The sequence below is a fragment of the Pseudomonas nunensis genome, assembly GCF_024296925.1.
In the GTDB taxonomy this organism is placed as follows: domain Bacteria; phylum Pseudomonadota; class Gammaproteobacteria; order Pseudomonadales; family Pseudomonadaceae; genus Aquipseudomonas; species Aquipseudomonas nunensis.
This window is the reverse complement of the sequence record NZ_CP101125.1, coordinates 198,558-213,099: the sequence shown is the minus strand read 5'-3', so window position 1 is coordinate 213,099 and position 14,542 is coordinate 198,558. Positions and strand designations below refer to the sequence as shown.

The following is a 14,542-nucleotide window of genomic DNA, read 5'->3' as shown; positions in this document are numbered from 1 at the left end:
CCTATAGTTACATGTTTTTAACAAGCAAAAAAACACTGCACACTGCTGCACTTTATTATTAAAGCTAAACTTAAGAAATTAAGAGCATCGAATATTTACTTCCACACCATACGAAGCTCAAAGAACCGAAAAACCTCACACCAAAACAACTCAGAAATATCAATTTGACATCACTGCAAAATATAGAGTAATGTTAAATCTAATTATCATAATAAAACAGAACGAATGGCATCGATCAGATGAATCAAAATGGAAGTAAATCATCGCTCCATGACGCTACTCCCTCTTGGAATGGATTCAACTACCAAGGTAAAGTTGGCTTAAACACTGCCCTGACAAAAATACTCAAACTGCTAACCTTAAAGGCGTACGACAAATACTCCTTCGAAAAGGAAATAGAGCATATAAAACTAGAGTATGAGTGGCTCGAAGACTTTTCCATTAAAAATGGAGATCAATACGAATCCCTCCACCAAGTTAAACACTACAAAGAAACAAACTTCAGCAAGTACAAAGATGCAATCGACACAATACTTACCAGAAGATCAGGCACAATATCTAAAAACGACCTCTTAGACTACTTAAGTGTGCACGACATCTCTGAACCAGAAAAAAAAATCGACACAACTTCTACGAGACCTCATAGCATACGGGCTAATATCCCCAGAACATTCACTTCTAGTAGACTGGCAAAAAAAAATCCCACTACTTGAAGAATCACTCCGCCTACCAACAAATAGCTGCCTACAAGAATATCAAAATTTATTAATCAACGCCTACTCCGACAAGGTTCCCAACTACGTACACACATCACTCCCAATTTCAGAACCCAGCCAAGAGCTAGACAAATACACATGGTCTTCAACTGCAAGTACGCCCATATCTCCAGACAAGACACTCGACAACTACAATATTTTTTTTAGACAGAGTACAAACACGCCTTACATTCTTGCGCTAAATGATATTGAGCTCAACCATTCAATCCTGGAAAATATTAAATCTATAAAAACAATAATAACCCCCAAAGAAACAACATTAATATCCGAGGCAAGCTATACCTGCTACATGGGCGCATTACTAGAGTCTGTAGACAAACACATTTGCGAAAGACACGAAAACTTAAGACCTAGAGCGACCGTTGGAAAGTTCAACAGACCGGTGACTCCTTTTTACCTAACCACAGTGCTCAATATTTTAGAAAAGGAAATCAGAGAACACGATACAACATATTTCGCAACAAGAGCAGAATACACAATTACAAATATAATCTCAAAAATAGAGCAAGCACTATCAGAGGAACTCGAAACTGAATCTACCACGAGCGAAACTGGCATTCAGCTTTCCCAAAAATTGCAAAGACTGCAAAACTACAAAACAAACATCCTAGAAAAACTAACACCAACAGAACTATTAACAAAACTACAGCAAGCCTCACCACACATAAAAAAAACATCGCCACTAGATATATATTTCAACGAAATACTGCAACACTCTGAATTCAAAAACGTGTTTTTAGAATTTATTACGTCACTATCTACAACGCTAAAAGAATTTCATCCAGTATGCAAAAAAAACCTTCGCTATTCTCCAAGCTGCATTAACCTAGAGCATGAAATCGGACATCCAGATAGAGCATACAAAAAAATAGCACAGAGTATAACTCACGCCTGTGATACTGACACAATTATAGATGCACTAATCTATAATTATCATTTCATAACTATTAGAACTAAGCCTGGAGAATCAACAAATACACCTATCGAACTTCCAAAAGTTGGCAACGACTACAGTGATGATCAAGCATCACCACATCCAAATTTTGGTAAAAAACTTCACACCAGGTTAATTTCCATTGCAGACGCTGTAACTACTATCGACGGTGCTTCATGATAAATCTAATTGAGCTAATCTTCGATGGCGCCGGATATTCTCGCGCTGACTATCCTAACGATTTCGACGCTAGACTGTATCGACGAACCGGCGCACTCCAAGACGAGTTTTTTATTGTCAAAGATTTTTCTACAGAAAGCAGCCAGATAATAGACGAACTACAATCAGATATTTATTTGAGCCTAGCTCCTTTCTTCTCTTTAGTTGAAGGAGCAGAAAAAAACACAAATCTTATACTAATGAAATGCCACCCAGCCCCAACCAACGCTCAAGCTACACTATTGAATCGCAAAATATCTGAAATAGAAGAAAACCCATATTTTTTCAAGAAAAGTGTTTTAGCTTACACCATCGAGGAGATGGAAGCTCTATCTTCAAAAATCTTAGAAACACCAGATAAAAATCTAGCGACTACGATTGAAGAAGTAATGCACAACTATGAAGATTTCATAGAGTTCCGCGATCATAACACCAACCCCCTATTCAGCGTAGTAACTAAGTTATATACCAAGCTACCATTTCTAACCTACAATCTAAAGCCAGAAGACCAAATTCAATTAGGCAACGAAATCGACCAAAAGCTTCAGTTGAAAAATCTTTATACTATTCGAGACGAGGCACTTGAATTAGACATAGATAGCGCTGATGCGCTTGAGGCGTGGATAGCCTCATCAAAGGAAGATAAAAATGTATAAAATCGGACGCTTTGAAATTGAAAACTTCAAATCCATAAGCAAGAAACTTTCACTAAACTTTTCAGAAGTTGACACAGTCATTTTTGATGGACCGAACGGTTTCGGAAAAACAACTTTATTCGACGCCATAGAACTTTGCTTCACCGGAAAAATCTCAAGATTTGAGTCTGCCACAGGATCGAGCGATCAAAAAGCAAAGAACTCTCACATACTTAAATATGACAACAGTAAATCAACCACAATCATACTTGAATTAATCAATACAATTGACAAAACCACTCTTGTGATAAAGGCGTACATTTCTCCCGACATAAAAGGAATAAAAGCTTCAGTCCGAGACTATCATCTGTGTATTTTACGAACTTACAAACGATCTTGGGAAACAGACGATAAATGGCTAGAACTGACTCAAAATAACCTCGGAGACTTCATAGGACTAAAGTCCATAGAATCATTATTTCACATCCAGCATTATATACAACAAGAAGAAACTGCTGGCTTTTTAAAAAACAATAATGAAGGCAGCAGACATAAGCAGTTAAGTCACTTATTCGGCACCGAAAAACAGACCACTGAATTCGAAAAAATTGAAAAACTAAGAAAAGCTCTTGATTTTGCTTTCAAAAAAACAACGGTTGAACTCGCCGAACTTAAGAAACTCGCCTCATCGTTTATCACCCCAAACCAAACTACAACTGAGAAAAACACAAACTCGCTCCCATCAGGCAAGTGCCCATTGCTCCTACAGCCAAACATAAACACTATTGATACCGAGAAAATAACCTTTTTGAAGGCTAGCTTGGATACCGTACGCCACATTGCAGACGCACCTGGTATCTATACAACGTTAAGCTCAAACAATACCGTTGATATTTTGCTTTTAGATCGCGACCAGCAGTTAAATGATCTTATACGTTTGGGTTCAGCAGACTCCTTTTCAGAAATCCAAAAACTTTATAGAACGCAAAACAAGTGGCTAACCCTTTCCACAAAAGTAGATGCGGCAAGAATGCTAATTAGCATGCATCAAGAGGATAACAATGCGATTAGCGAAAACTTTATAGACAAGATAACCAGTCATTATCCACCTGACAATGCGACACTTAAAAGCGTTCAAGAACTAAATAGTGTACGGCTACAAAATAAAGGCTTATCTCTGGCATTAAACCAAATCAACTCCAGCCGAATCTCACTTATAGATGCTTATAAAGCGCTCAACCAAAAAGAACCCGAGGGCGAGGTGTCTTGCCCATTATGTGGCGACGTAAAAAAATCCGGACTATCCGAGTTAATTAGCGACGTAGACACTCATTACTCGCGACTCATGAGTCAAGCATCCCAAAGCACGCAGCGCATAGCTGAAATTTTAGAAAAGCTCATTCCTGATTACATTCTTAAAACCATTAATCGATGCCAACACATCGTTGATAAATACTCAAAATATTTTACAAATAGTCAGAAGGTTTTTTTTGAACAGAAGCTAATCAACGAGGATAGATTTGAAAAATTCAAGAAAGTTCAGTCTTGGCTAAACGATAAAAATATAGACACATCAGCACTAATCGATAACGGTATTTATAAATTTAGAGCCGATTACTCGACCCAACTAGCACGGCTAAAATCATCTATAAACCAGACAAAGATCCCTATCAGCGACGAACTACCAAAATTCCAAGACATTATTACAGCAGCGAAATTTCTTGAAATGGATAAGGCGGTTCTTATGACAATCACGAACAACGATATAACTAACGATTATAACTTCCTAACCCAAATTGATCTGCATAACAAAAATGAGCTAATAAACAGAAACCTCGACCTTCAAAACACTCTAAACAATAGACTATCAAAAATATCGGATAGAAAATTAGACATATTAGAAGTTTCGACTATTTACAAAAAAGAAATCCAAAGTTATGAGTCTATAGTCGCTGCAAAAATAGCAATTCCTTTCTACGTCTACAGTTCCAAAGTCTTACAAACCAGACCAGAAGGAACCGGGATATTTTTAAAGACCCTCGACACTGGAAGCAAAGGTTCCATACCTTATATACGATTTTGCTCTGAGCGAAATGATGACCACGATGCCTGGTACACAATGAGCTCCGGTCAACTTTCCGGATTAATTATTTCATTCGCCCTTGCAATGAACAAACTTTACCCTTCAAAACTAAAATGCGTCCTCATTGACGACCCAATGCAGTCTATGGACGAAATAAATATGGCTTCACTCACTCAGTTATTGCGTTACGAGTTCAGCGAACACCAGTTTATACTTTCAACGCACGACACAAACATATCAAGCTATATGAACTACAAATTTAATCGCTCAGGCAAAATAGTTGATCGTATCAATCTAAAAAATAGAGCCATGACCTTTAATTAACGGCGATAAGGGACAGATTTGTTCCACGGATGCTACCTGCAGAAAAGGTGACAAACCGCTTTTTTCATCTCAGCAGTTTGCGTATGGGATTTCTAAGGTTGCGGGAAAAGAGCATGCACGATAACCTCCCACCGTCGCTGCCAATTCAGTGACCGGGTGTGGTAACCCGTGTTATTCAAGGCGCTACAGCGCCCCAATCACGTCTGCCGGCGCTTTTTTTATGCCAGCAAGCGTGAGTTATGGCAGCTGTGCGTGGGACGTCTTCGGACGTGCCGGTTTCCTTGATTCCCGGTTTACCACCCTGCGCACAGCTGTCACCCATTCGTGTGGTAACGAACGTGGCAGCTCCTCATATCAAGGACGTTGACCATGACTATCACCAGCAATCCGTACAAACTTTGCCTTTCCCCTCTACGCAGTCCCCATTCGCGTAACGCCTCACCCGCCCTACCCCATCGCCTCTCCATCACCGGAGAAGCCCAATGACCGATCCAACCGAACTCAAAACCATCGGCCTGACCCCGGCCATTTACTGTGCAGATCAACCGCTGTTCCACGTCACTCGCGATGTGCCGCTTGGTGATGCGTTGTCCATGGCTTCTGACTTTCTGCGTTTGGCTAAGTCGCTTACCGAAGAGGCTGCCTTTGACAGGGACACCGACCGTCATGCCTGGGCTGCGCATTATTTGACGTCGATGAGTAAGGCGTTGGTGGATGATGCGGTGAAGGTGTTGACGCGGGGGCGGGATTCTACTGTGCCGCCTAAGCGGGCGGCGGAGAAGTAGAAACGGGGGAGCGGGTTGTTTGGGAGGGTCGTAGTAGGTTCAGCATTGGTGTTGGCTGGGCTGGCGCTTTCGCGAGCAAGCTTCGCTCCTACAAGGGCATGTGTTTAGCCAGTTTTAGCCCCGAGTTTTCGGGGCTTTTTCGTGTTGGGGTCAGAGGACGTGTTGGGAGATGAGTTTTGAGATTTCCACCATTGATGTCCTGCCGGTGAATTCGAATTTCACCTTCCCAAGCGACGAAAAGTAGATCTCCAGTTCGGAATCCAGATCGAACGTGCCAGACGTTTCCACCGAGTACGCGACGATGTTTTTGTATGGCAGCGAGGTGAAGTCTTTTTTGCTGCCGGTGATGCCCTGGACGTTTACGGCGATGATGCGTTTGTTGGTGAAGACCACGCCATCGCGCATGGATTTGTACGAGTCGATGACCTGTTCGCCGTTGAGCAAAAGATCGGCAACGCGTTCGGCGTATTCATCGTTTTGCTTGAGTTTGAAGAATCCCTTGTTGTTGAAATCAATCATGTGTCGCTCCTGTTATTCAATTTGGATCGGTCCTTTGGTCCCTGCATCGCGGTCGGTCCAATAGTCCTGATTTTGCAATCGCCGATCACCCTGAATGGTGAAGACGATCTTACCCTCGCGAAACTGCAATGTGCCGTCGGTGCGTTTGGCGTTGACCCGTTTGCCGTTGACCCACACTTGTTCTTTGGCATCGATGCGGATGGTGGCGACGGTCGTGCCCGCTTCACTCTTGGCCACCCACTGCCCGGCGTAAGGAGTCTGGGTGCCTGGATTGTCGGCGGCGGGGTTGGTGAAGCCGGCCTTGGCGTTTTCGGCTTTGGTTTTGTGGATGTCGCAGCCTTGGGTTTCGCTGACTTGGGTGCAGCCGGATTGCTCCAGTTGTTTGCGATATTTGTCGTTGATGGCGTAGGCCGGGGATTGCGCCGCGATCAGGATGGCCAGCGCCGGCAGGATAGCTCTCTTCATGTTGACTCCTTGGCGATCAGTTCGCGCCGAACGGCATCGTACGTTCACTGTAGTGGATGGGTGCGCAGTGCTTGTGCCACAAAACATTTCAGACAGTGCGCGCCTTCGTCAGTGCTCTTCTAGACTTAACGGGTGGTCGTGGAAAGAACCGAGCACGTCGCTTTTGTACCGTTGAATCAATGCCGGCGTGGCAAGCTGCAATTTATGCCCTGAAGAGGTGCGGCGAAGACCGTACCGGGCCCAACAAGATGCCCGCTCAGGGTGCCTGGCCAACGGCAAAAAATGCCACGATACCGTGACGTGGTGTGAACGCCGCAGCCGACACTTTCGGACAACCGACGACCTTCTGGTTTGTCCGTGACCGTGAGGAATGCTGTATGCCTGATGAGATGTTGTTGCACCTGCCGATGGTCAACAGCTTGCTGGAGCGCCACAAACGCTCTCCGGGTGCACTGTTGCCGATCCTCCATGAGATTCAGGAGGGCATCGGTTACATCCCCGATGTTGCCATTCCCGAGATTGCCCACGCCCTCAACCAGAGTCAGGCCGAGATTCGTGGGGTGATCAGCTTTTACCATGACTTCCGCACCGCGCCGCCCGCCCGGCATATCTTGCGGCTGTGCCGGGCCGAGTCGTGCAAGAGTCGCGGCGCCGAGCAGCTTGCGGCGCAGTTGCGCGACCGTCTGCAACTGGACGACCACGGCAGCAGTGCCGACGGCAGCATCAGTTTGCGGCCGGTGTATTGCCTCGGCGCTTGCGCCTGTTCGCCGGCCCTGGAGCTGGATGGCAAGGTGCATGCGCGGCTGAGTGCCGAGCGTCTGGATGCCTTGCTCGACGCTTGCCGGGAGGACGTATGAGCCTCTATTTGCCGAGTGATTCCCTGGCCCGCGCCGTAGGTGCCGATGAGGTGGCGTTGGCCCTTGCCGGTCAGGATCTGCAACGCACCAGTTCCCGTGGCCTCTACTGGCTGGAACCGCTGCTGGAAGTCGACACCCCGCAAGGTCGGATCGGCTTTGGCCCGCTGACCGCTGCCGACGTGCCGTCGGTGCTGGATGCGCTGCAAGGCGAGCCGTCCGCGCATCCACTGGCCTTGGGCCTGGTGGAAGAATTGCCGTATCTGAAAACCCAACAACGCCTGCTGTTTGCCCGCGCCGGCATTACCCGGCCGCTGTCCCTGGATGATTACCGGGCTCACGGTGGTTTCGAGGGTTTGCAAAGGGCCGTCAGCATTGGCGGCGAGCAGAGCGCAACGGAAGTGTTCGACTCCGGCCTGCGTGGCCGTGGCGGCGCAGCGTTCCCGGCGGGGATCAAATGGCGCACGGTGCGCGCCACCCAAGCCGCGCAGAAATACATTGTGTGCAACGCCGACGAAGGCGATTCCGGTACCTTTGCCGATCGCATGTTGATGGAAGGCGATCCCTTCCTGCTGATCGAAGGCATGGCGATTGCCGGCATCACCGTCGGCGCCAGTTACGGTTACATCTATGTGCGCTCGGAATATCCACAAGCCGTGGCCACCCTGCGCGAGGCGCTGGAGATTGCCCGGGCCAACGGCTACCTCGGCGCCAATGTCGGCGGCAGCGGTCAGGCGTTCGATATGGAAGTGCGGGTCGGTGCCGGCGCCTACATCTGCGGTGAGGAAACCGCGCTGCTGGATTCCCTCGAAGGCAAACGCGGGATCGTGCGCGCCAAGCCGCCGATCCCGGCGTTGCAGGGCCTGTTCGGCCTGCCGACGCTGGTGCACAACGTGCTGACCCTGGCTTCGGTGCCGCTGATTCTGGCCAAGGGTGCGCAGTTCTATCGCGACTACGGCATGGGCCGTTCCCTGGGCACCATGCCGTTCCAGTTGGCCGGCAATATTCTTCGCGGCGGCCTGGTGGAACGGGCGTTTGGCCTGACCCTGCGCGAACTGGTGGAAGATTATGGCGGAGGCACTGCGACTGGCCGGCCGCTGAAAGCCGCACAAGTGGGCGGCCCTCTCGGCACGTGGGTGCCGCCGTCGCAATTCGACACGCCGCTAGATTACGAAGCCTTCGCCGCCATGGGCGCGATGCTCGGTCACGGTGGTGTGGTGGTGGCGGACGACACGTTGGACATGGCGCACATGGCGCGTTTCGCGATGCAGTTCTGCGCCGAGGAATCCTGTGGCAAATGCACGCCTTGCCGCATCGGCTCGACCCGCGGTGTGGAGGTGATCGATCGCCTGCTCGCCGCGCCGGACCAAAGCGGTCGCGATGAGCAGGCGATCATCCTCAAGGACCTGTGCGACACGATGCAATACGGTTCGCTGTGCGCGTTGGGCGGCATGGCCCCATTCCCGGTGGCCAGCGCCCTCAAGTACTTCCCCGCCGACTTCGGTCTGCAGCCCTCGGAGGCCGACCAATGATCACCCTCTTCGACCCGAAAACCGATATCGATCTGGGCACCCCGGCCCGCGAAAGTCAGGTGCAGGTCACCCTGAACATCGACGGTCGCAGCATCAGCGTGCCCGAAGGCACGTCGGTGATGCGCGCCGCCGCGCTGCTCGGCACCACCATTCCCAAACTGTGCGCCACCGACAGCCTTGAAGCCTTCGGCTCGTGCCGCATGTGTCTGGTGGAAATCGACGGGATGCGCGGTTACCCGGCGTCCTGCACCACGCCGGTCACTGAAGGCATGAGCGTGCACACCCAGACGCCGAAACTTGCCACGCTGCGGCGCAACGTCATGGAGCTGTACATCTCCGATCACCCGCTGGATTGCCTGACCTGCTCGGCCAACGGCAACTGCGAGCTGCAAACCGTGGCCGGCCAGGTTGGCTTGCGGGAAGTGCGTTACGGCTATGAAGGCGAGAATCATCTGGCGGATGTGAAGGACACGTCCAACCCCTACTTCGACTACGACCCGAGCAAGTGCATCGTCTGCAACCGCTGCGTGCGCGCCTGCGAAGAAACCCAGGGCACGTTTGCCCTTACCATCACCGGGCGCGGTTTCGAATCCCGGGTCGCGGCGGCCGGTGGCGATAACTTCCTCGACTCGGAATGCGTGTCCTGCGGCGCCTGTGTGCAGGCATGCCCGACCGCGACGCTGATGGAAAAAAGCGTGGTCGAACTGGGTCAGCCCGAACGCAGCGTGATCACAACCTGCGCCTATTGCGGCGTCGGCTGTTCGTTCCGCGCCGAGATGAAAGGCGACAAACTGGTGCGCATGGTTCCGGACAAAAACGGCCAGGCCAACCACGGGCACTCCTGCGTCAAAGGACGTTTTGCCTGGGGCTACGCCACGCACCCGGATCGCATTACCAAACCGATGATCCGTAATCACATCAACGATCCGTGGCAGGAAGTCAGTTGGGATGAAGCGGTGACCTACGCCGCCAGCGAATTCCGCCGGTTGCAGCAAAAATACGGTCGCGACTCCATTGGTGGCATCACTTCTAGCCGCTGCACCAACGAAGAAACCTACCTCGTCCAAAAACTGGTGCGCGCCGCGTTCGGCAACAACAACGTCGATACGTGTGCGCGGGTCTGCCACTCGCCGACCGGTTATGGCTTGAAACAAACGTTGGGCGAATCTGCCGGCACCCAGAGTTTCGATTCGGTCATGAAGGCCGATGTGATCCTGGTGATGGGCGCCAACCCGAGCGACGCCCACCCGGTGTTCGCTTCCCAGCTCAAACGCCGCTTGCGTGAAGGCGCGCGACTGATCGTGATCGACCCACGGCGCATTGATCTGGTGGACTCGGTGCACGCCCGCGCCGAACTGCACCTGGCCCTGCGTCCGGGCACCAACGTCGCCATGCTCAACGCGCTGGCCCACACCATCGTTACCGAAGGCCTGCTCAACCAAGCCTTTATCGATGAGCGTTGCGAGGGCAGCGACTTCGCACGCTGGAGCGAATTTGTCAGCCGTCCGGAAAACTCGCCGGAAGTGCTTGGCGCCATTTGCGGCGTAGACGCTGGCGACATCCGTGCCGCCGCCCGTTTGTACGCGAACGCCGGCAATGCCGCGATTTACTACGGCTTGGGCATCACCGAACACAGCCAGGGCAGCACCGCTGTCATGGGCATCGCCAACCTGGCCATGGCCACCGGCAATATCGGGCGCGAAGGCGTCGGCGTGAACCCGCTGCGTGGACAGAACAACGTCCAGGGTTCCTGCGACATGGGTTCCTTCCCTCACGAGTTGCCCGGCTACCGCCACATCTCCAACGAAGTGGTGCGCACGCAGTTCGAACAGGCATGGAACGTCACCTTGCAACCTGATCCGGGCCTGCGCATTCCGAACATGTTTGAAGCGGCACTGGCCGGCAGTTTCAAAGGCTTGTATTGCCAAGGCGAAGACATCGCGCAAAGCGACCCGAACACCCAGCACGTCACCGCCGCCCTGTCGGCCATGGAATGCGTGGTGGTGCAGGACATCTTCCTCAACGAAACCGCGAAGTTTGCCCACGTGTTCCTGCCGGGCAGTTCGTTCCTGGAAAAGGACGGCACCTTCACCAACGCCGAGCGCCGCATCTCTCGCGTGCGCAAAGTCATGGAACCGCTGGGCGGCAAAGCCGACTGGGAAGGCACGGTGGCGTTGGCCAACGCGTTGGGCTATCCAATGAGCTACCAACATCCGTCAGAAATCATGGATGAAATCGCCAGCCTGACGCCGACCTTCACCAACGTCAGCTACGCCGCGCTGGACAGCCACGGCAGCCTGCAATGGCCGTGCAACGCCGCCGCGCCGGATGGCACGCCGACCATGCACATCGAGCAATTTGTGCGCGGCAAGGGGCGCTTCATGCTCACCGGCTACGTGCCCACCGAAGAGAAGGTCAACAATCGCTATCCGCTGCTGCTGACCACCGGGCGCATCCTCAGCCAGTACAACGTCGGCGCGCAGACCCGGCGCACCGAGAACGTCGCCTGGCACGATGAAGATCGCCTAAAAATTCACCCAACCGACGCCGAGAGCCGTGGTATCAACGAAGGCGATTGGGTCGGTATCGGCAGCCGCGCCGGCCAGACCGTGCTGCGTGCGCGGGTTACCGAACGGGTCGCGCCGGGCGTGGTGTACACCACGTTCCACTTCCCGGAATCCGGGGCCAACGTGATCACCACCGACAACTCCGACTGGGCCACCAACTGTCCGGAGTACAAGGTCACGGCGGTGGAAGTCAGCCGCGTCTACCACCCTTCGGAATGGCAAAAACGCTATCAGGCCTTCAGCGATGAACAGGATCGTTTGCTGAAAGACCGTCGGCATGCACGCGGTGCCAAAGCCGAGGTGCGTCGATGAGCACGGACAATCTGATCAAGATGGCCAACCAGATCGCCCAGTACTTCGCCACCGAACCGGATCAGCAACTGGCCGTGCTCGGTGTGCGCAATCACCTGCAGATGTACTGGACGCCGGGCATGCGCAAGGAATTGCTGGCGTGGCAGACGGAGCATCAAGGGGCGGACATGCACCCGCTGGCGCAGGCGGCGGTCAGTGGGGCGGGATGGGAGGCTTAGGTTAACGATCCCCTGGAGTCAGCCCCGAGTTTTTCGGGGCTTTCCCCAGTTTCAAACTACAGCTCGACCCGGTTATAACTCCCTTCAGCGCCGACATTGTGGCCAAAACCACACCACTCACCGGCCGTACGCTTTACCGTGAGCAGGTCTTTTTTGATCTCGAAGTCGTAGGCACAGTCGCCAACATCATCGCCGGTCATGGCGTAATGAGCCTTGCCGTTGTTAATCGCCAATACGGTGGAAAACTCCCCGATATTGGGACCGTAATACATCGCCATCAGGCCAGCGTAATAACCCTGAAAATCAACTTGGAACTGCGAACCTTGTGGCTTGATCGTCATGCTGTTCCACAACGCAGCCCCGGCATATTGCCAATATTGCCCTGCTGGCTTACTCGACAGTTTCTCCAGTGAGTTCTTTATGTCGCCACTGATCTTGCCAAGGTTGAAGATCGACTTTTTGTCGTTCGGTAAAATGCTCAGCCACGCACGGGCCTTAAGGTAATTGCCTTCGTGGATGTAGGTGAGCGCAACGTTGTTGTAGGCCATCGCGATTTTATCTTCGTCCAGCTGACAACTCTCCGACCAGCCAGCCTGCCGCTCGTACTGCTCCCGGGCCTTGGCATATTGCTTGAGCTTGTAATACTTCCCGCCCTCGGCGGAATACTCACTGATCTTGAGGCAGTTGGCAGCCGCCTCTTCTTCCGTAACATCGGCATGAGCAAATAGCGGTGTGATGAGAAGCAAGAGGATCGCTTGAACCTGTATCAAACGACGCACTGAAGGAGAGTGCTTAACGTCCATATTATTTTTCCCTGTTGATAAGTCGATATACCGAGCGATGCGAAGGGTAGCGTGGTCGCGCAGGGCAGACAATCAGGGCAACGCCCACCTTATAAACTTCGCCCCCATCGATCCCTTACTCCCGCATAATCGCGCACCTGCACTTCCCATGAATGCCAGTTCCACGGTGCAACCATTACAAGGACGCAATATGCAAATCAGCCAAGGACAACGGTTACCCTTGTCCAGCCTCATGCCGGGCTCGCAACTTACCCTTTCGATCAACGTCCAGTCGCCCCATGTGCTCGACTTTGTATGCTTCGGCATCGATGCCCAGGGCAAGCTGTCCGATGATCGCTACATGGTGTTTTTCAATCAGCCGACGACGCCGTGCAATGGCGTGAGCATGGCGACCGGCGGTGATTTCACCCTCGACCTTTCAAAACTCCCCGCCACGATTGATCGTCTGGTCTTCACCACCTCGATCGACGGCGCCGGTGCGATGCGCGATATCCAGGCCAGCAGTTTCAGCATCAAGAGCCTGTCTGGCGATGTGTTGGCGCAATGCGCGTTTTCGGGAGCGACCTTCGCCGACGAAAAGGCAATCATGATCGTCGAGCTTTATCGCAAGTCGGGCGAATGGCGCCTGGCGTCCAATCTGCAAGGGTTCAACGCGGGTCTGGAAGCGCTGGTGAAACATTTCGGCGGCGATGTGGCTGATGAGCCGGCGCCGGCACCCGCTCCTGCCCCTGTAACGGCCCCCGTCACAAACAAAATTTCCCTTGAGAAGAAGATCGGCGATGCTGCGCCTCACCTGATCAGCCTGGCGAAGAAAGCTCAGGTCAGCCTCGAAAAAGCCAAGCTGACGGATGTTAAGGCGCGGGTCGGCCTGGTGCTGGACGCGTCCGGCTCCATGAATAACCAATACCAAACCGGTCGCGTTCAGGAAGTGGTCAATCGGCTGCTGCCGCTGGCGCTGCACTTTGACGACGATGGCACTCTCGATTGCTGGGCTTTTGGCGCCGAAACATTGCAGTTGTCTGCCGTGACACTGGCCAACCACAAAGACTTCATCAACACCGACAGCCGAGGCTGGAAAGACTGGAAGATCGGCGCTCGTTACAACGACGAACCCAAAGCCATCAAGAAAGTGATCGACTTTTACAAGCAGTCCCGGGACACCACCCCGATCTACATCCTGTTCATCAGTGATGGAGGTGTGTCAGCCAGTGGCGCGATCAAAAAGCTGATGATAGAAGCGGCCAAACTGCCGATCTTCTGGCAGTTCGTCGGGATTGGTGGGCACAACTACGGCATCCTGGAAAAACTCGACACCATGACCGGCCGAGTCGTCGACAACTGCGGTTTCTTCGCCCTGGATGACCTGCACGACATCAGCGAAGAACAGCTTTACGACAAGCTGATGGAAGAGTTCCCACAATGGCTGAAGGACGCGAAGGCTAAAGGGATTGTTTTTTAATCCTGATTTCAGCCTCTCCTGCAGCGAGTTCTTTTTCCATTGACCCAAACGCGATCC

The 14,542-nt window shown here is 52.0% G+C and carries 12 protein-coding genes; 9 read left to right on the top strand and 3 right to left on the bottom strand.

Annotated elements, in window-relative coordinates:
* Positions 1-585: 585 nt before the first annotated feature.
* The 4 genes from NK667_RS01040 (at position 586) to NK667_RS01025 (ending at position 5,756) form a co-directional block, all read left to right on the top strand.
* Positions 586-1,890 (top strand): hypothetical protein, encoded by a 1,305-nt coding sequence (locus tag NK667_RS01040; RefSeq protein ID WP_254744539.1) that lies wholly within the window; start codon positions 586-588, stop codon positions 1,888-1,890.
* Positions 1,887-2,585, top strand: coding sequence for an ABC-three component system middle component 1 (locus NK667_RS01035; RefSeq protein ID WP_054613610.1), 699 nt, complete (start codon positions 1,887-1,889; stop codon positions 2,583-2,585). The genes NK667_RS01040 and NK667_RS01035 overlap by 4 nt, the downstream gene beginning before the upstream one ends.
* A complete protein-coding gene (locus tag NK667_RS01030) occupies positions 2,578-4,971 on the top strand; it encodes an ATP-binding protein (protein WP_054613609.1) in 2,394 nt (797 codons plus the stop codon). The genes NK667_RS01035 and NK667_RS01030 overlap by 8 nt, the downstream gene beginning before the upstream one ends.
* Positions 4,972-5,453: 482 nt before the next feature.
* The gene (locus NK667_RS01025) at positions 5,454-5,756 is read left to right on the top strand and encodes a DUF3077 domain-containing protein (RefSeq protein ID WP_054613608.1); all 303 of its coding nucleotides are present in this window, start codon (positions 5,454-5,456) and stop codon (positions 5,754-5,756) included.
* Between the two features lie 150 nt (positions 5,757-5,906).
* Here NK667_RS01025 and NK667_RS01020 read toward each other — a convergent pair whose 3' ends face one another.
* Together NK667_RS01020 and NK667_RS01015 are read right to left on the bottom strand one after the other, a co-directional pair.
* Positions 5,907-6,275 carry a PH domain-containing protein gene (locus NK667_RS01020; RefSeq protein WP_054613607.1) on the bottom strand — a complete coding sequence of 123 codons (369 nt, stop codon included), beginning with the start codon at positions 6,273-6,275 and terminating at the stop codon, positions 5,907-5,909.
* A 12-nt stretch (positions 6,276-6,287) separates the two neighbouring features.
* Positions 6,288-6,740: a hypothetical protein gene (locus tag NK667_RS01015; protein ID WP_054613606.1), complete on the bottom strand. Its 453-nt coding sequence runs from the start codon at positions 6,738-6,740 to the stop codon at positions 6,288-6,290.
* A 377-nt stretch (positions 6,741-7,117) separates the two neighbouring features.
* On the opposite strand from NK667_RS01015, the gene NK667_RS01010 reads away from it, so the two are divergent.
* From NK667_RS01010 to NK667_RS00995, 4 genes are read left to right on the top strand one after another with little or no spacing between them, the layout of a single operon-like run.
* Complete coding sequence (locus tag NK667_RS01010) at positions 7,118-7,597, top strand: formate dehydrogenase subunit gamma (protein WP_054045416.1); 480 nt, start codon at positions 7,118-7,120, stop codon at positions 7,595-7,597.
* Positions 7,594-9,126: a formate dehydrogenase beta subunit gene (locus NK667_RS01005; RefSeq protein WP_054613605.1), complete on the top strand. Its 1,533-nt coding sequence runs from the start codon at positions 7,594-7,596 to the stop codon at positions 9,124-9,126. Before NK667_RS01010 ends, NK667_RS01005 begins: the two co-directional genes overlap by 4 nt.
* Positions 9,123-12,005 (top strand): formate dehydrogenase subunit alpha, encoded by a 2,883-nt coding sequence (gene fdhF, locus NK667_RS01000; RefSeq protein WP_054613604.1) that lies wholly within the window; start codon positions 9,123-9,125, stop codon positions 12,003-12,005. The genes NK667_RS01005 and fdhF overlap by 4 nt, the downstream gene beginning before the upstream one ends.
* The gene (locus tag NK667_RS00995) at positions 12,002-12,223 is read left to right on the top strand and encodes a formate dehydrogenase subunit delta (protein ID WP_054045421.1); all 222 of its coding nucleotides are present in this window, start codon (positions 12,002-12,004) and stop codon (positions 12,221-12,223) included. The genes fdhF and NK667_RS00995 overlap by 4 nt, the downstream gene beginning before the upstream one ends.
* A gap of 56 nt (positions 12,224-12,279) precedes the next feature.
* Here the strand turns inward: NK667_RS00995 and NK667_RS00990 are convergent, their stop codons facing one another.
* Entirely contained in the window at positions 12,280-13,026 is a 747-nt protein-coding gene (locus NK667_RS00990) for a tetratricopeptide repeat protein (protein WP_054613603.1), read from the bottom strand.
* Positions 13,027-13,216: 190 nt separating this feature from the next.
* On the opposite strand from NK667_RS00990, the gene NK667_RS00985 reads away from it, so the two are divergent.
* On the top strand, positions 13,217-14,485 hold the full coding sequence (locus tag NK667_RS00985) for a VWA domain-containing protein (protein ID WP_054613602.1): 1,269 nt from the start codon (positions 13,217-13,219) through the stop codon (positions 14,483-14,485).
* Positions 14,486-14,542 lie beyond the last annotated feature (57 nt).

What these genes read in the sequence shown, in the direction of transcription:
- NK667_RS00985 (WP_054613602.1), top strand. Translation starts at nt 13,217, where the DNA reads ATGCAAATCAGCCAAGGACAACGGTTACCCTTGTCCAGCCTCATGCCG.
- NK667_RS00995 (WP_054045421.1), top strand. Translation starts at nt 12,002, where the DNA reads ATGAGCACGGACAATCTGATCAAGATGGCCAACCAGATCGCCCAGTAC.
- NK667_RS01035 (WP_054613610.1), top strand. Translation starts at nt 1,887, where the DNA reads ATGATAAATCTAATTGAGCTAATCTTCGATGGCGCCGGATATTCTCGC.
- NK667_RS01005 (WP_054613605.1), top strand. Translation starts at nt 7,594, where the DNA reads ATGAGCCTCTATTTGCCGAGTGATTCCCTGGCCCGCGCCGTAGGTGCC.
- NK667_RS01030 (WP_054613609.1), top strand. Translation starts at nt 2,578, where the DNA reads ATGTATAAAATCGGACGCTTTGAAATTGAAAACTTCAAATCCATAAGC.
- NK667_RS01020 (WP_054613607.1), bottom strand. Translation starts at nt 6,275, where the DNA reads ATGATTGATTTCAACAACAAGGGATTCTTCAAACTCAAGCAAAACGAT.
- NK667_RS00990 (WP_054613603.1), bottom strand. Translation starts at nt 13,026, where the DNA reads ATGGACGTTAAGCACTCTCCTTCAGTGCGTCGTTTGATACAGGTTCAA.
- NK667_RS01010 (WP_054045416.1), top strand. Translation starts at nt 7,118, where the DNA reads ATGCCTGATGAGATGTTGTTGCACCTGCCGATGGTCAACAGCTTGCTG.
- fdhF (WP_054613604.1), top strand. Translation starts at nt 9,123, where the DNA reads ATGATCACCCTCTTCGACCCGAAAACCGATATCGATCTGGGCACCCCG.
- NK667_RS01015 (WP_054613606.1), bottom strand. Translation starts at nt 6,740, where the DNA reads ATGAAGAGAGCTATCCTGCCGGCGCTGGCCATCCTGATCGCGGCGCAA.
- NK667_RS01025 (WP_054613608.1), top strand. Translation starts at nt 5,454, where the DNA reads ATGACCGATCCAACCGAACTCAAAACCATCGGCCTGACCCCGGCCATT.